The organism is Gordonia sp. (in: high G+C Gram-positive bacteria), from assembly GCF_047606305.1.
In the GTDB taxonomy this organism is placed as follows: Bacteria; Actinomycetota; Actinomycetes; order Mycobacteriales; family Mycobacteriaceae; genus Gordonia.
Window position 1 is genome coordinate 1 of sequence record NZ_JASGER010000069.1, and the last position, 16,045, is coordinate 16,045.

The 16,045-nt window shown below is 69.5% G+C and carries 17 protein-coding genes; 6 read left to right on the top strand and 11 right to left on the bottom strand.

The features are described 5' to 3' along the window. Positions 1-37: 37 nt before the first annotated feature. Positions 38-712 (bottom strand): 2-C-methyl-D-erythritol 4-phosphate cytidylyltransferase, encoded by a 675-nt coding sequence (ispD, locus tag QM634_RS10845; RefSeq protein ID WP_415042796.1) that lies wholly within the window; start codon positions 710-712, stop codon positions 38-40. Between the two features lie 6 nt (positions 713-718). Then, positions 719-1,207, bottom strand: a complete 489-nt coding sequence (locus tag QM634_RS10850) for a CarD family transcriptional regulator (RefSeq protein ID WP_290719040.1) — start codon at positions 1,205-1,207, stop codon at positions 719-721. A gap of 312 nt (positions 1,208-1,519) precedes the next feature. Between QM634_RS10850 and QM634_RS10855 the strand changes: the two genes are divergently transcribed. Both QM634_RS10855 and radA read left to right on the top strand, forming a co-directional pair. Beyond that, on the top strand, positions 1,520-2,110 hold the full coding sequence (locus tag QM634_RS10855; protein WP_415042797.1) for a hypothetical protein: 591 nt from the start codon (positions 1,520-1,522) through the stop codon (positions 2,108-2,110). Between the two features lie 35 nt (positions 2,111-2,145). Further along, positions 2,146-3,540: a DNA repair protein RadA gene (radA, locus tag QM634_RS10860; RefSeq protein ID WP_415042798.1), complete on the top strand. Its 1,395-nt coding sequence runs from the start codon at positions 2,146-2,148 to the stop codon at positions 3,538-3,540. Positions 3,541-3,543: 3 nt separating this feature from the next. On the opposite strand, the gene QM634_RS10865 is transcribed toward radA, so the two are convergent. Continuing rightward, positions 3,544-4,107, bottom strand: a complete 564-nt coding sequence (locus tag QM634_RS10865; protein ID WP_415042799.1) for a PaaI family thioesterase — start codon at positions 4,105-4,107, stop codon at positions 3,544-3,546. Positions 4,108-4,166: 59 nt separating this feature from the next. On the opposite strand from QM634_RS10865, the gene disA reads away from it, so the two are divergent. After that, positions 4,167-5,231: a DNA integrity scanning diadenylate cyclase DisA gene (disA, locus tag QM634_RS10870; protein ID WP_415042800.1), complete on the top strand. Its 1,065-nt coding sequence runs from the start codon at positions 4,167-4,169 to the stop codon at positions 5,229-5,231. Between the two features lie 14 nt (positions 5,232-5,245). On the opposite strand, the gene QM634_RS10875 is transcribed toward disA, so the two are convergent. Further along, positions 5,246-6,040 carry a hypothetical protein gene (locus QM634_RS10875; protein WP_415042801.1) on the bottom strand — a complete coding sequence of 265 codons (795 nt, stop codon included), beginning with the start codon at positions 6,038-6,040 and terminating at the stop codon, positions 5,246-5,248. 108 nt (positions 6,041-6,148) lie between these two features. Continuing rightward, positions 6,149-6,808: a carbonic anhydrase gene (locus tag QM634_RS10880; RefSeq protein WP_415042802.1), complete on the bottom strand. Its 660-nt coding sequence runs from the start codon at positions 6,806-6,808 to the stop codon at positions 6,149-6,151. Between QM634_RS10880 and QM634_RS10885 the strand changes: the two genes are divergently transcribed. Continuing rightward, complete coding sequence (locus tag QM634_RS10885; protein WP_415042803.1) at positions 6,807-7,697, top strand: A/G-specific adenine glycosylase; 891 nt, start codon at positions 6,807-6,809, stop codon at positions 7,695-7,697. The genes QM634_RS10880 and QM634_RS10885 overlap by 2 nt on opposite strands. Here QM634_RS10885 and QM634_RS10890 read toward each other — a convergent pair. Further along, a complete protein-coding gene (locus QM634_RS10890) occupies positions 7,663-8,484 on the bottom strand; it encodes an alpha/beta fold hydrolase (RefSeq protein ID WP_415042804.1) in 822 nt (273 codons plus the stop codon). The genes QM634_RS10885 and QM634_RS10890 overlap by 35 nt on opposite strands. A 63-nt stretch (positions 8,485-8,547) precedes the next feature. On the opposite strand from QM634_RS10890, the gene QM634_RS10895 reads away from it, so the two are divergent. Together QM634_RS10895 and QM634_RS10900 are read left to right on the top strand one after the other, a co-directional pair. Beyond that, entirely contained in the window at positions 8,548-8,862 is a 315-nt protein-coding gene (locus QM634_RS10895; protein ID WP_415042805.1) for an antibiotic biosynthesis monooxygenase family protein, read from the top strand. Positions 8,863-8,959: 97 nt separating this feature from the next. Continuing rightward, the gene (locus QM634_RS10900; RefSeq protein ID WP_415042806.1) at positions 8,960-10,453 is read left to right on the top strand and encodes an aldehyde dehydrogenase; all 1,494 of its coding nucleotides are present in this window, start codon (positions 8,960-8,962) and stop codon (positions 10,451-10,453) included. A 123-nt stretch (positions 10,454-10,576) separates the two neighbouring features. Here QM634_RS10900 and QM634_RS10905 read toward each other — a convergent pair whose 3' ends face one another. Genes QM634_RS10905 through QM634_RS10925 form a run of 5 tightly spaced genes read right to left on the bottom strand, consistent with a single transcriptional unit; the run spans position 10,577 to position 16,044 of the window. Beyond that, positions 10,577-11,197, bottom strand: coding sequence for a hypothetical protein (locus QM634_RS10905; protein ID WP_415042807.1), 621 nt, complete (start codon positions 11,195-11,197; stop codon positions 10,577-10,579). Positions 11,198-11,199: 2 nt separating this feature from the next. Beyond that, positions 11,200-11,997, bottom strand: a complete 798-nt coding sequence (locus tag QM634_RS10910) for a hypothetical protein (protein ID WP_415042808.1) — start codon at positions 11,995-11,997, stop codon at positions 11,200-11,202. Then, a complete protein-coding gene (locus tag QM634_RS10915; protein WP_415042809.1) occupies positions 11,994-13,472 on the bottom strand; it encodes an MCE family protein in 1,479 nt (492 codons plus the stop codon). Before QM634_RS10915 ends, QM634_RS10910 begins: the two co-directional genes overlap by 4 nt. After that, entirely contained in the window at positions 13,469-14,785 is a 1,317-nt protein-coding gene (locus tag QM634_RS10920; protein ID WP_415042810.1) for an MCE family protein, read from the bottom strand. The genes QM634_RS10915 and QM634_RS10920 overlap by 4 nt, the downstream gene beginning before the upstream one ends. Beyond that, positions 14,785-16,044 (bottom strand): MCE family protein, encoded by a 1,260-nt coding sequence (locus QM634_RS10925; RefSeq protein ID WP_415042811.1) that lies wholly within the window; start codon positions 16,042-16,044, stop codon positions 14,785-14,787. The genes QM634_RS10920 and QM634_RS10925 overlap by 1 nt, the downstream gene beginning before the upstream one ends. Position 16,045: the final 1 nt, after the last annotated feature.

A 16,045-nucleotide genomic window follows, 5' to 3' on the forward strand; every position in this document is an offset into this window, starting at 1 on the left:
CCGCATCAGTCCCACCCTCTGCCGATTCCCACCCGCATCAGTCCCACCCTTTCGCGATGGCGCGCGCCAGTCGCAGATCCCACGGAGTCGTGATCTTGAAGGCGTCCGGATCGCCGTCGACGACGTGGACGTCGATCCCCGCGCGCTCGGCCAGTCCGGCATCGTCGGTCGCGACGTCGTCGGTGGCGGCATACGCCTGGGCGAGGGCGTCGGCGTGGAAGCCCTGCGGGGTCTGGATCGCCCGCAGGACGGAGCGGTCGACGGTCTGGAGAACCCGCCGGTCCCCGTCGACGCGCTTGAGGGTGTCGACGACCGGCAGCCCCGGGACCACGGCACGGTGACCGGCGCGCAACGCCCCGACCACCCGCTCGAAGACGGCGGCCGGGGTGAAGGGGCGCGCGGCGTCATGGACGAGGACGTACTCGCCGGTGGCGCGGGCCAGCCCGGCGCGGACCGAATCGGTCCGCTCGGCACCGCCGACGATGACGTCGATCGGGCAGGCCGATCCGCTCAGCTCGGCACGGGTGCGTTCGGTCAGCTCGTCGGGAACGACGACCACTATGCGGTCGAGGTCGATCCGGTCCGACGACTGCACCGCGTCGACGGTGCGCGCCAGGATGGTCCGACCGGCGAGGTCGACGAAGGCCTTCGGCGTGTTCTCGCCCAGTCGGGTCCCCGACCCGGCGGCCGGGACGATGACCGAGGTGGACAAGTGCGCCTAGGAGGCGGCGGCCAGCACCTCGTCGAGAATGCTGGAGGCCTTCTCGTCGTCGGTGTTCTGTGCGAGGGAGAGCTCGTCGACCAGGACGCGGCGGGCACGGGTCAGCATGCGCTTCTCACCGGCCGACAGTCCGCGGTCCTGCTCGCGGCGCCAGAGGTCGCGGACGATCTCGGCGACCTTGATGATGTCGCCGGAGATCAGCTTCTCCTGGTTCGCCTTGAAGCGGCGGGCCCAGTTGGTCGGCTCCTCGGTGTGCGGCGCGCGAAGCACCTGGAACACCTGGTCCAGACCCTCCTCACCGACCACATCGCGGACCCCGACGTACTCGAGCTTGGACGAAGGGATCTGGACGGTCATGTCACCGTCGGTCACCTTCAGTACGAGGTATTCGACCGGCTCACCCTTGATGGTGCGGGTGACGATGTCCTCAACCCTCGCGGCACCGTGGTGGGGGTAGACAACGGTGTCGCCGACTTTGAAATTCATGAACGTAGCGCCCCTTTCAACTGAGGCAAGTCTAACACGCGGCCCGGACACCCCTTTCACGTCGGTGCAGGTCAACGGGGTGATCAGCACCCTTTGCGCTGGCCAGGGCGACTATCGGTCGCTTACTACGCACTGTGGTAGCGCCCACACCGCGAATCGGATGTGGACTGCGACGAGCCGGCGCCGCGGTGATTTTTCGACGAATCTCGCCACCCCGGCGGACGGAACCGGGTCCCGCCCACTACGCTGCGTAGTGAGCGTTTCGCCGGCCGCCGGCCGAACGCGACGAATACCACCAGCTGGAGGATTACGGTGTCTCTGCTCTCCCAGTCCGCGCTCGTCAAGTCCGCGCTCGCCGTCACCATCGGCGCCGGCGTCGTTCTGGCGGCGTCCGCCTGCGGCTCCGGACAGGTTTCCCAGACCGCGACTCAGGCGCCCGCCGTGAACGGCGCGACCGTCCGCGACGGCGGCCTGGCCGTCAACGACGTCCAGATCGTGTACCCGGAGGGTGATTCGGCCGCAGTCTTCGCCGCCGGCGGCCCCTTCAAGCTGGCCTTCGTCGCGACCAACGACGACCCGGTCAACGACGCCAAGCTCGTCTCGATCACCGCTCCGACCGGCACCGTCGCCGTGCCCGGCGACGCAGTCGTGAAGCCCGGTTCGGCCCTGCGCGCGGGGAAGCCGGCCGGGATGATCTCGGCCGAGGGCGCCAAGTCCGTCGACATCACCTTCAGCAACACCGGCAAGACCGTCGCCCCGGGCCTCACCGTGCCGCTGACCTTCACCTTCGACACCGCCGGCAAGACCACCAACATCAAGGTCGAGACCCCGGTCGACGTCGGCTCGCTCGCCGAGCGCAAGGACAAGGACCCGTCGGACGACATCGAGAGCGGTCACCACTGACCTGCGCTGTCCGACCCGGGATCTAGGCTGACCGCGTGCCAGCCAAGACCCGTGCCGTTTTCCGCTGCAGTGCCTGCGGGCACCAGCCCGCCAAATGGGTCGGCCGCTGCCCCGAGTGCGGCGAGTGGGGCACCGTCGACGAGTCGGCGCCCGCCGCGGCGGCCAAGGCCCGCGGCACCGCCGGCGTCACCCCGAGCAGCCCCGCCCGGCGCCTGACCGACGTCGACTCCGAGTCCGCGACCGTCATCCCCACCGGCATCGACGAATTCGACCGCGTCCTGGGCCGCGGCGTCGTCCCCGGCTCGGTGATCCTGCTGGCCGGCGAGCCCGGCGTCGGCAAGTCGACGCTGCTGCTGGAGGCGGCCAAACACTGGGCCCGTGGCGGCCGCACGGCCCTCTACGTCACCGGCGAGGAGTCGGCCGGCCAGGTCCGTCTGCGCGCCGAGCGGACCGACGCGGTCCACGAGAACGTCTACCTCGCCGCCGAGTCCGACCTGGCGACGGTGCTGGGCCACGTCGCCGAAGTCGACCCGACGCTGCTGATCGTCGACTCGGTGCAGACCATGGTGGCCACCGATTCCGACGGCGTGCACGGCGGCGTCACCCAGATCCGCGCCGTGACCACCGCCCTGGTCTCACTGGCGAAGAACAGCGGCGTCGCGGTCATCCTCGTCGGCCACGTCACCAAGGACGGCGCGGTGGCCGGTCCCCGCTCGCTCGAGCACCTGGTCGACGTGGTGCTCGGCTTCGAGGGCGATCGACACTCCCCGCTGCGGATGGTGCGCGGCATCAAGAACCGCTTCGGCGCCGCCGACGAGGTGGGCTGCTTCGAGCAGCGCGACAACGGGATCCACCAGGTCACCGACCCGTCGGGCATCTTCTGGCACGAACGCCAGGGCGACGTGACCGGCTCGGCGGTGCTGGTGACGATGGACGGCAAGCGCGCCTTGGTCGGCGAGGTGCAGGCGCTGGCGAATGCGACCGAGATGAACAATCCGCGCCGCGCCGTCTCCGGTCTCGACAGTGCGCGGGTCGCGATGGTGCTGGCCGTGCTGCAATCCCGGCTGGGCTTGACCGGGATCGGCAAGTCCGAGGTCTACGCGTCGACCGTCGGCGGCATGAAGGTGACCGAGCCCGCCGCCGACCTCGCGATCGCGATGGCGGTCGGTTCGGTCGTCAAGGACGTCGCGATCCCCTTCGACACCGTGGTCATCGGCGAGGTCGGGCTGGCCGGCGAGGTGCGCCCGGTGAGTTCGCTGACGCGGCGGGTCGCCGAGGCGAAACGGCTCGGCTTCCGGCACGCGGTGATCCCCGCGGCCGGCGCCGACCGGGAGGACCTGCCCAAGGGGATCCGGATCAGCCGCGTCGCAAACCTCGCCGAGGCGGTGCAGGCCTGCCTGTCCCGCGGGGCCGCGTCCTACGACTTCTGAGCGCTACGGACTGGAGTACTTGGTCCACCGCTGGTGCTCGTCGGGCCGCTGGGAGTTGGCCACGTGTTCGGCGAAGTGGTCGCGCGGATCGATCCCGATGAACAGCGCCTGGCTGCCCGCCACCGGCTCGGGGGGTGCGTCCGGACCGTCCAGGTAGGCCGTCGCGCGGGTGTAGACCTTGCGCCGCTGCTTGCCCAGGATCTCGGCGGTGAAGCGCAGCGACGAGTCGATCGGGATGGGTCGGGCGAAGTCGATCTCCAGGTGACCGGTCACGACGGGGACGCCGATGAGCAGCGCCGTCGTGCCCATCACCTCGTCGAAGGCGGCCGACAGCACCCCGCCGTGGATGACCCCGGGACCGCCCTCCATCCAGGGGCGGACGACCATCGTCGCGGTCGAGTCGAGCCCCTCCCCGGCGACGACCGTCACGTGCAACCCGTTGAGGGCGTCGTCGCCGCAGCCGTAGCAGAGGGCGTGGTGAAACCTCATCGCCTCACCCGGCGCGGTGGCCTTGGGATGGCGGGTCAACGGCTCCAGGTCGTCGGGTACTGCGAAACTGCCTCTCACAGACCGATACTCTAGTTTGACCGTCCCCCTCGACCGCTGGAGCACCCATGACCGCGCCCATGTCCGACCTGACCCGCGAGACCATCGCGCGCGTCGCGCCGGGCACCGGGCTGCGCGACGGTCTCGAGCGGATCCTGCGCGGTGGCACCGGCGCCCTGATCGTGCTGGGCCACGACGCCGACGTCGAGAAGCTCTGCGACGGCGGGTTCCACCTGGACGTCGATTTCGCCCCGACGCGGCTGCGCGAGCTCGCCAAGATGGACGGCGCCCTGGTGCTGTCCACCGACGGCTCCCGGATCCTGCGGGCGAACGTGCAGCTCATGCCCGACCCGACGATCGCGACCAACGAGTCCGGCACCCGCCACCGCGCCGCCGAGCGCACTGCGATCCAGACCGGCTACCCGGTGATCTCGGTCAGCGCCTCGATGTCGATCGTGAGCATCTACGTCGACGGCGCCCGCCGCATCGTCGAGAGCCCGGACCCGATCCTCTCGCGCGCCAACGTCGCCCTGGCCACGCTGGAGCGCTACCGCTCCCGGCTCGACGAGGTGCTCGGTCAGCTGTCCCGGTCGGAGATCGAGGACGACGTGACCCTGCGCGACGTGATGAGCGTGGCGCAGCGGATGGAGATGGTGCGCCGGGTCGCCGACGAGATCGACCTGTACATCCTCGAACTGGGCACCAACGGCCGCCAGGTCCGCCTGCAGCGCGAGGAGCTGATCAGCGACAACGACGCCATCCGCGAGCTGTTGGTCCGCGACTACTACGCCTCACCCGAGCCGCCCACCTCCGCCGAGCTGACGGGTGCGCTCGACGCGATCGGCGAACTGTCGGACGCCGACCTGCTCGACCTGTCGCTCATCGGGCGCTGCTTCGGCTACCCGACCACCGTCGAGGCCCTGGACACGGCGATGACGCCGCGCGGCTACCGGTTGCTCTCCCGGATCTCGCGGCTGCAGTTCGGCCACATCGAACGGCTGGTCGCGAGCTTCGGGTCGCTGCAGTCGTTGCTGGCGACGAGCGCCGCGGACCTGCAGGGCGTGGACGGGATCGGGAGCATCTGGGCCCGCCACATCCGCGAAGGACTGTCCCGGCTGGCCGAGACGAGCCTCGACCGGTTCTAGCCGAATCCCGCGGGCTAGGGCTGCTGTGCGGGTGCGACGACGTTGAAGGTGATCGGCGCGGACTCGCGCTCACCGATCTTGCCGATCGCCCGGTAGGCCCCCGGCGGGATCGGCTCGCGCGGGGTCTTGCAACCCGGCTTGCTGGTGGTGCCCGACCAGTTGATCGTGTCGCGCTCCTGCTGACCCGGCTGGAACTCGACGTTGTTCACCGAGCGCAGCGGCGAGCAGTCGCGCGCGCTCCACAGCGTGCGGGTGCCGTCGAGCGAGCGGACCACGACGTTCTGCACCGACTTGCCGATGTCGCGGGTGCAGGCGGTCAGGCCGCCGTTGGTCACGGCGAGGGTGAACACCGGCTGGTCGCCGACCTTGTAGGTGGGCTTGTCGGTGTACAGCACCACCGACAGGCTCTGGTCGGTGCAGAGGTTCTGGGCCGGGACGGGCTCGCCGGCGGCGTTGTTCTGCGCACCCTGGTCGCCCTGCGCGGCGGCCGCCTGGCCCTCGGGGGCCTTCGACGCCTGCTCGCCCTGCGGCGCGGCGGAACCGTCGCCCTGCGGCGCGGCCTGGTTCTCACCCTGCTGGCCGCCGGCCTGCGCATCGCCCTGCGGAGCGGGCTGCGGGTTCTTCGGTGGCGCCGGTGCGGCGGGCGTCGTCGAATTGGTGGCGGCGACCTGCTTGCCGTCGCCCTGCGACGGGAGCGCGGAGAGGATGAGTGCGATCACCAAACCGACGAACGCGACAGCCCCGCCGCCGGCGACAATGCGTCGGCGCCAGTAAATCTCCTGGGGCAGCGGGCCTTGCGGTTCGATCACGCCTTTCACGCTAACTGCCAGCGACGATGGGACCGATGAGGCTATCCGGCGTGTCGCGAATAGGGCGCTGATCACACCGGATGCCGATTCCCGTGCCCGGCGGGCGGGTCAGCCGTCGATCGACTCCGCCGACGCCTCGCCGATCTCGCCGAGGGCGTCGCGCAGCGAGACCCGACCGTCGGCGAGGTGATAGGTCAGGCCGACGATCGCGACCTCGCCGCGATCGACCCGCTCCTTGATCAACAGGCTGCGCTGCATCAGCAGCCGCCCGGTCTCGACGACGTGCTCGGCCTCGAACTCGTCCAGGCGTGTCTTGCCCTTGGCGCGGGCCGCCAGGATGCTCGGTCCGACGCGCTCGACGATGTCGCGGATGTAGCCGCCGGGGATGGTGAGGCCGTTGAGCGACTCCACCGTCGAGCCGACGGCGCCGCACGAGTCGTGGCCGAGGATTGCGATCAACGGCACGTCGAGCAGTTCGGTGGCGAACTCGAGGGACCCCAGGACCGAGGAGTCGATGATGTGACCGGCGGTGCGCACGACGAACATGTCGCCCAGGCCCTGGTCGAAGATCATCTCGGCGGCCACCCGCGAGTCCGAGCAGCCGAACAGGACCACGTTGGGGGCCTGTCCGCCCGCCAACGACTCGCGGCGGTCGATACCCTGGTTGGGATGTTCGGGCTTCCCTTCGACAAAGCGTTCGTTCCCGGCCTTGAGGTTCGCCCAGGCCTGGGCCGGCGTCATTCGTTCTCGATCTGAGGCTGCTGACATGGTTCCGAGTATGCCAGTCGGCCCGGTGTTGGCCTGGTTCGACGAGAATGAGCGCGACCTCCCGTGGCGTCGCGACGAGGCCACCGCCTGGCACATCCTCATCAGTGAGTTCATGTTGCAGCAGACTCCCGTCGCACGTGTCCTGGTGCCGTGGCGCGAGTGGGTCGCGCGCTGGCCGACCCCGGCCGACATGGCTGCGGCGAGCGGTGCCGACGTGCTGCGGGCGTGGGGAAAGCTCGGCTATCCGCGGCGCGCGCAGCGGCTGCACGCCTGCGCCCGGGCCATCGCCGACGAGCACGGCAACATCGTCCCCGACGACGTCGAGGTGCTGTTGGGGCTGCCCGGCATCGGCGAGTACACGGCCCGCGCGATCGCCTGTTTCGCCTACGGACTCCCCGTGCCCGTCGTCGACACCAACGTGCGGCGGGTGATCGCGCGCGCCTGTCACGGCCTCGCCGACGCGCCCCGGCCGCGGCGGTCGGACCTCGACGACGCCGCTGCGCTGGCCCCGCGTACCGACGACGGCGGGTTCGCCACCACCGCCCCGCGGTTCTCGGCCGCCCTGATGGAGCTGGGCGCCCTGGTCTGTACTGCGCGCAACCCGCGCTGCCGGCAGTGCCCGATCGTTGAGTCCTGCGCCTGGGTGGCGGCCGGTCGACCCGTGCTCGACGGTCCGCCGAAGCGGACGCAGCGCTACGAAGGCACCGACCGCCAAGTGCGCGGGCGGTTGTTGGACGTGCTGCGCGAGACACACGGCCCGGTCGAGCGGGCCCGGCTCGACCAGGCGTGGACGGTCGATCCCGGCCAACGCGCGCGGGCGCTGGACTCGCTGCTGGTCGACGGGTTGGTGGAGGTCACCGACGAGGGGCTGTTCCGCCTGGGTGGCTGATCGGCGGCTCGAGCGCGGACAAGAACGCCTCGAGGGCCCCGCGGAAGAACTCCGGCGCATCGTCGTGGACCAGGTGTCCGGCACCGTCGGCGACGACGTGCTGCGCCACGGGGTTGCGCTGGGCCATCTGCGCCATCTGTCCCGGCGGGGTGACGGTGAACCCGGCCTCGACCAGCAGCGTCGGGACGCGCACCGCCTCCCACTGGGCCCAATAGTCGCGCCTGCCCCACTGGTCGGCGATCGCGACGAACACCCCGAGGTCGCCGTGCAGGCGACCGTCGTCGAAGGCCTCGTAGAAGTAGCGGCCCGCCACCGCGCCGAACATCTCCTGCGCCTGCTCGAGCGAGGAGAAGCGCTCCGGCCAGGTCTCGAACCACGGGGTCCAGTTGCGCGTCGTCTGGCCGCGGAAGTCCGGCGCCATGTCCTCGACGACCAGCCCGCGCACCAGGTCGGGGTGCGCGGCGGCGGCGCACCACGCGTGGAGCCCGCCCATCGAGTGGCCGATCAGGACCGCCGGAACATCGTCGCCGGTCAGTTCGGCGATGCGTCGCAGGACGTCGGCGATGTCGTCGACGAAGCGCTCGGTGGCGATGCCGTCGGGCGGGATCGTCCAGGGTTTGATGATCGGGCCGGTGTGCCAGGCCGCGTCGACGGTGAACACGCGCCCGTAGCGGCGCAGCCAGTCGAGCTGCCGGACCCAGGTGCGACCGCGCCCCATCAAGCCGTGCAGCAGCAGGATCGGCGGGCCCTGTCCCCCGTGATCGGTCAGCGCGTCCAGGTCGGTCACCGCTCGACTGTATCGGGCGGTTGGTCCCTACCGGGGCGCCGCGCGCGTGGATAGGCTGGGGCCATGTCAGTAGTGAAGATCAACGCGATCAGCATCCCCGAAGGCGCCGGACCCGAGCTCGAGAAGCGCTTCGCCAACCGCGCCCACACCGTCGACTCGTCGCCGGGCTTCCTCGGCTTCCAGCTGCTGCGCCCCACGGCCGGCGAGGACCGGTACTTCGTCTACACCGAGTGGGAGTCCGAGGAGGACTACCAGAACTGGGCCAACGGCGATGCCCGCAAGGCGCACGCCGGCGAGCGCAAGGGAAACACCGTCGCCTCGGGTGCGAACCTCCTCGAGTTCGAGGTGGTCATCGACGCCAAGCCGTCGAACGCCTAGTTCTTCACAGCTCCATTCGGATCGGCCAACCCCTGGTCGATAACTAGAACGTGTTCTAGTATCGAGGGTGAACCAGATCACCAACCTTGGAGCATTCATGACCGAGACCGCGACCGCCCCCGACACCCTCGTCGGTGGGGGCGACCAGCCCAACCTCTACATCGGCGGCAAGTGGGTTGCGCCGCACTCGACCAAGCGCCTCGAGGTCGTCTCGCCGGCGACCGGTCAGAAGGTCGGGTCCGCCCCCGACGGCGACGCCACCGACGTCGACACCGCCGTGAAGGCCGCCAAGGCCGCCTTCGACTCGGGCGTGTGGCGCTCCAAGTCGCCGGCCGAGCGCGCCGCGGTGCTCCGCAAGGCCGCCGAGCTGCTCAACGAGCGCCAGGCCGACGTCACCGCCCTCATCTCCGCCGAGATGGGCGCCTCCGCCGCCGACGTCGCGACGCTGCAGATGCTGCCGGGCACCGGCGTGCTGAACTCCTATGCCGATGCCTCGGACGCCTACCAGTGGGAGGAGAAGCGCACCGGCCTGTTCGGCGAGACCATCGTCGTGCGCGAGCCGGTCGGCGTCGTCGGCGCGATCACCGCGTGGAACGTGCCGCTGTTCCTGGTCTGCAACAAGCTCGGTCCCGCGCTGGCGGCCGGCTGCTCGATCGTGTTGAAGCCCGCCCCGGAGACCCCCCTCGACGCGAACCTCATCGCCGAGATCTTCACCGACGCGGGCGTGCCCGAGGGCGTCGTCTCCGTCGTCACCGGCGGCCTGGAGGCCGGGCAGGCGCTCGTCGAGCACCCCGACGTCGACAAGATCACCTTCACCGGCTCCACCGCCGCCGGCAAGATCATCGCGTCGCGCTGCGGCGAGCTGCTCAAGCGCTACTCGCTGGAGATGGGCGGCAAGTCGGCGGCCATCGTCCTCGAGGACGTCGACCTGCCGTCGAGCGTGCACATGCTGGTGTTCTCCGGCCTGCTGAACAACGGCCAGGCCTGCGTCGCGCAGACCCGCGTGCTGGTTCCGCGCTCGCGCCACGACGAGATCGTCGAGGCGATGGTCGAGACCGCGAAGACCTTCACCCCCGGCGTGCCCAGCGACCCGGAGGCCAAGCTCGGCCCGATCATCACCGAGAAGCAGCGCGACAAGGTCGAGGGCTACATCAAGAAGGGCAAGGACGAGGGCGCCACGGCGGTGCTCGACGGCGGTCGCCCCGAGGGGCTGGACTCCGGCCACTTCGTCGCCCCGACGATCTTCACGGGCGTCACCAACGACATGACGATCGCGCGCGAGGAGATCTTCGGCCCGGTCATCTCGGTGATCCCCTACGACACCGTCGAAGAGGCCATCGCCATCGCCAACGACTCCGACTACGGACTCGCCGGCTCGGTGTGGACCTCGGACATCGACAAGGGCGTCGAGATCGCCAAGCAGGTGCGCACCGGCACCTACGGCATCAACTGGTACGCCATCGACCCGGCCTCGCCGTTCGGCGGCTACAAGACGTCGGGCATCGGCCGGGAGAACGGCCGCGAGGGCCTCGAGTCCTACCTCGAGCACAAGGCCATCCTGATGCCGATGGGCTACTCGTCGCAGGGCTGACCACAGCAATCAACCGCCGACCGTCGTCCACCGGGCACGGTCGGCGGTTTTTTGCGCCCACTCGGCGGGATCTACCGCCCACTCGGCGAGGGGTCGGGCGTCGGCCCTTGGGCCGCCGGTTCGCTAGCGGGGCGGGCCGGCCGGAGGGGCGAGCTCGCCGGCCTGGCGCTGCACGACGTTGCGGAGCGAGTCGTCGGTGAAGATCTGGATCGAGTTGATCTTCCAGGTGAGGCCCTTGCGGACCATCGTGAACTGCACGCGGCTCGGGTCGATCCGGACCTTCGGCTCGTCGGCGCTGGTCACCGACTGGTTGAGGAACAGCAGGACCGTCGAGGTGCTGCGCGTGTTGGTGACGACGCCCGCGTCGCGGATGTCGAGCTTGGAGATGATCTTGCGCTTCTTGACGCCCTCGGCCATCTTGAAGTCGGTGATCTGCTCCTGGAACTCCTTCGCAGCCTCGTCGATGAGGAATCCCTTGGCCTGGTTGATCTTGCCGTCGACGGTGTCGGGGTCGTAGCTGAGCATCGTCTGCGCGTAGCCGCGGGCGGCGCTCAGCGACGAGTTGCGCGCCGACTCCACCGACTGCAGCCGGTAGAAGGTGATGGCCAGCGCACCGGTCAGCACCACGAGGGCGGCCAGGACCGCGGCGACGACCAGCCAGGAGCGCGGGATGTTCGACGCGCTCACGGCCTCCTTGCCGCTGGTCTTCGTGTTCTTCGACTTCGTGTCCGTCGACTTCGCCACCGTCAGTACACCCAATCGAATTTCGTCAGCTTCAGCTCGCCGTTGATCCGGCGCATGTCGACTCGCCAGCGGAACACCTGGCGCTCGACGTCGGCCTTCTTGTTGCTCAACCGCTGGGTCCAGCCGAGGACCATCAGGACGCGGCCGTAGTCCGGGTCGGCCTGGGTCACCGCGCGCGAGAGGACCTCGCCGTTGGTCTGCACGTCGTACTGCTCGACCATCGTCGTGATCTGCTGCGTCACCGTGTTGAGCGTCTCGTAGGCCGTGCCGCTGGTCTTGTCGACCAGGGTCTTGCGGATCTCGTCGACGTTCGTCTTGTTCAGCGACGTCAGGTTGACGGTCACCTGTTGGGCGAAGGCGTCGTACTCGGCGCGCAGGTCGTTGCGCTGCTTGATGCGGTAGGCGCCCACCCCCAGCAGCGTCGAGGCGACGATCAACACCAGCGCGAGGAGCAGGGCGCCGACGCCGAGCATGGCCGTGCGCGGGTCGACCCGGTCCACCGTCACGAACGGCGACGACTCGACCGGCTTGGACTTGGCGTCGGAGTCCTTGGCCTTGACATCCTTCGCCGCAGCCTTGGCGTCGTCAGCCGACGCGGCCTCCGCGACGTCCGCCACCGGCGACTCAGCGTCTGCCTCAGCCTCCGGCCGAGCTTTCGTGCGAGCCTTGGGCCGCCGCTTGAGCGGGGCGACGCGGACGGGCTGGGCGGACGAGCGGGCGCGCTTGGGGGCGGCCTTCTCCTCGGCCTTCTCAGGCTGGTCGGCGGAGTCCTGCGTCGGCTCTGAGTCGGGTTCGCTCACCGAGTGCCCGGATTGATCATCTGCTGCCATTTGGTCGTTTTCCCTCGCGAGTCCTTGCCGAGACCCGCGTTGTACGTCTTGCCGTCCGGACCGATGTAGTCCCCGGTCTTGGGGTCGTACGTGGTCGCGTACACGGCGGGTTGGTTGCCGTCCTTGCGGAACTGGCTGGGCGTGCCCGGTACCACCGTACCGGTGGATCCGTCATGGCTGGCCGGGGCCACCGCGCCGGGTCCCTGACCGGGGCCCTGCCACTTGAGGCCGTAGGGCAGGCCGTTCGGGAACGGCACGTTCTGCTTGGCCAGCGGCTTGTAACCGGTGCGGCACTCCTCCGGGGTGGAGGCGCGACGGCCGGGGAACTCCACGCAGGGGAAGTTGCGGGCACCGCGCACGGCCAGGTTCTGGTCCTGCGGCACGCGGCACAGCATGCCCGGCGGCAGGTCGCGGGCCTCGGTCGCCGAGCCCGAGCGCCAGGCGCTCGCCGGGAGGAAGCCGACGGTGCAGGTGCCCGGGTCCTGGAAGCCGAGGGCGAAGTCGGCGTTCGCGCCGTAGCGCTCCACGTCGCCGGTGTTGACGGCCGTGATGAGGACGTCGAGCAAGCGCGGGTAGAGCACGAGGATCTGGCGCATGTTGGCGTGGTAGACCGCGAGGGTCTTCATCGAGGTGCCCAGGTTGTCCACCAGCATGGGCAGCGAGGTCTGCATCCCGTCGAACATGTCGCCGGCCTGACGGGTGACCGCCGGCCCCTTGTCGAGGATGCCGGAGATCTCCGGCTTGTTGGCGCGCAGCTGGTCGGTCACCTTGGTCAGGTTCGACGTCCAGGTCCGCACCTTGTCGGCGGTCTGGCTCTGCGTGGACAGCACGTCACCGGCCTGCTGCACCAGCGCGATCATCGCGTCGGAGTTCTTGTAGGCGTCGTTGGTCAGCAGCGTCATCGAGTCGAGCAGGCGCTGCAGGTCCTCGCCGGTGCCGTTGAAGGCCTGGAAGACCTCGTCCATCACCTCGCGGAGCTTGGAATCGCCGACGTTGGTGAGCAGGTTGTCGGCCTGGTCGAGCATCGAGGAGATCTCGACCGGGACGTCCTCGCTCTTGACCGTCTGGTTGTTGTGCATCGGCGCCGACGACGGCTGGTCCGGCGGCGTGAACTCGACGAACTGCTCACCGATCGCCGACACCGACCGGATCGAGGCCTGCGAGTTCTGCGGGATCTTCGAATTCGAGTCGATGGTCAGGCGCGCGCGCACACCGTCGTTGGTCAGGTTCACCGAGTCGACCTTGCCGACGTTCACACCGCGGTAGCTGACGTTCGCGTTCTCGTAGAGGCCGCCGGTGGTCGGCAGGTCGAGGTTGACCCGGTAGACACCGAGGCCGAGCATCTGCGGGATCCGGATGTAGAAGATGCCCATCGCGAGCACGGCGATCACCGCGACGATCGCGAAGATGATCAGCTGGGCGCGCTGGAAACTGGAGATCTTCATCGAGGTGCACCCCCCTGAGACATGCGCGGCTTGGGCTTCTTGGCCGCTCCGGGCGACCGGCTCGGGCGTCGCGGGGCGCCGGACTGGTCGGCGTCCCCGTCACCCTCGCGCTGCAGCGGCGACTGGAACGGGTTGAGGCCGCGCTTGGCCGCCCCGGCCGGACTCCCGGCGAGCGCCTCGGGGCCGAGGATGCGGCTGCCGAGCACCGACGGGAACAGGGTGTGGCCCAGGCGGTAGAAGGTCAGATCCAGGTTGAGGTCGGTGTTGACGTAGTCGCCCTTGACCACGCTGCTGATCGCCTTCTCCGGGAACGGGAAGCTCAGCAGCACGCCCAGCGACTTGTTCAACGACGGTCCGGCCGACTGCAGTTGCTTGAGCGTCGCGTCGAGCGACTTCACCGCGAGACGGATGTCGTCGCCGTTGGCCTTGAGGATGTCGTCGGCGGTGTCGGACAGCTTGCCGATCGCGCCGAGCGCGTCGACGAGCTGCTGGCGCTGGTCAACGAACAGCTGCAGGATCTTGGGGCCGTCGGCGAGCGCCTTCTGGATCGTCGGCTGCTGCTCGTTCATCGTCGCGGTCAGGCGGTCGAGGCCGTCGATGGCCTTGACGATGTCACCGCGCTGGGCGTTGAGCGACCCGACCAGTTGGTCCAGGCGCGGCACCAGCTGCGCGATGGTCTCCTGGCGGCCGTCGAAGACCTTGTTGACCTCGGTGACGACGCTGCCGAACTGCGAGAGGCCGCCGCCGTTGAGGACCACCGACAGGGAGCTGAGCACCTGCTCGGTCGTCGGGAAGGCACAGGCGGAGATCTGCTGCGCGACGCTGACGTCGGGGATCGCCTTCGCCTTGTCGGTGGTGGGCGCCAGGTTCTGCTGCTCGGGACACTTGGCCAGCGGGATGGTCTCCCCGGCCTTCATCATCGAGCTGGTCGGGCTGTCGGGCTGCAGGATCTGCAGGTGCGAGGAACCCAGGACGCTCGTCATACCGATCATGACGTGCGAGCCCTCGGGGATCTGCGCCCCCTTGTTCATGCGCATCTCGACGCGGGCGTTCCAGTCGTCGACGCTGATCTTGCCGATGGAGCCGATGGTCGCGTCGTCGAGCATGATCGGCGCGTTGGTGACCAGGCCGGCGGCGGTGGGGATGATCGCGCTGACCCGGTAGGAGCCGTCGCCGGTGCCCGGGGCGCCCGGCACCGGCAGCGTGTTGGCGCCGCCGAAACCGCAGCCGACCAGGCCGACCGTCATCGCCGTGCCGACCGACACCGCGGCCAGCGAGCGGCGGGCCGTCTGCTGCGAGAGTCTGCTCATCATCAGTTCTCCGCCCCGAACGGCACCAGCAGGTTGCCCAGCGGGCTGGGCATGTTGTTCGCGCGCCGCGTGTTCGCATCCAGCTGGCGGATGCGGTTCTGGGCGCGCGCCTCCACATCGGCGTTCTGGTAGTGGATCTGCTGCGGCAGCGCGACCTGGCCCTGGACCGGGTTGAACAGGAACGGCGGGTAGTTCACGACCATCGCCTTCATCACCGGCGCCAGCACATCGACGCACTTGTCGACCTCGGCCTGACTCTGACCCGGGCGGTTGTTGGCCTGCATCGTGCCGCACAGCAGCGTGATGAGGTTGGTGCCCATGCCCAGGCCGAAGATGCCGCCCAGTGAACCGGTCATCGGGTTGTAGATGTTGTAGAAGTTCGACAGCTGCGTCGGCGCCGAGTGGAGCAGGCCGCGCAGCTTGGCGTCCTTCTCGCGGATGATGTTCGTCGCGGTCGCGACCTGCTGCAGTGAGTGGGTCAGCGCGGTGCCGTTGGTGTCGAGGAACTTCTTGATGTCGACCATCGCCGAGTCCAGCCCGACGAGTGCGTCGTTCAGCTCGGCGGTGTCGGACAGCACGGTCGAGACGCTCGCGATCCGGCCGTTGAACTGGACGAGCTGCTCATGGCTGGAGGACAGCTGATCGGTGAGCTTCTGCAGGCTGCGCACCGTCGAGAACAGGTCGTCGCGGCCCGCAGCCAGCGTGCCGGTGACCTTCGACATCTGGCGCAGCGACTGGTTGATGGCCTCGCCGTTGCCGTCGAGGTTCTTGTCGGCGACGCCGAGTGCACGGGTGGCCGGGCTGTTGCCGTCCTCGCCGGGGCCGATGGCCTCGGTGAACTTGGTGAGCTGCTTCTTGAGGTCGTCCCACTCCATCGGGACGGCGGTGCGCTCCATCGGGATGTCGTCCCCGCCGACGAGCTTCGGACCCTGCGTGTAGACGGGCGCCATCTGCACGAACCGACCCGACACGAGCGATTGGGCGACGATCACGGCGCGGGCGTCGGCGGGGATGTCCACCGACTTGTCCAGGCGCATCTTGACCCGGACGCCGTCGGGCTGCGGCTGGACGGCGACGACGCGGCCGACGTTGACGCCCAGCACGCGCACCGGGTCGCCGGCGAACAGCCCGGTGGCCGAGCGGAAGTAGGCGTTGACGGTGTCCGTGGTGGCCTTCTGGTAGCCGAAGTACCCGGCGACCACGAGCAGCAGCGCCGTCAACACGGCGGCCGCCGACATCCACATCTTCTTGCCTGTCAGCATC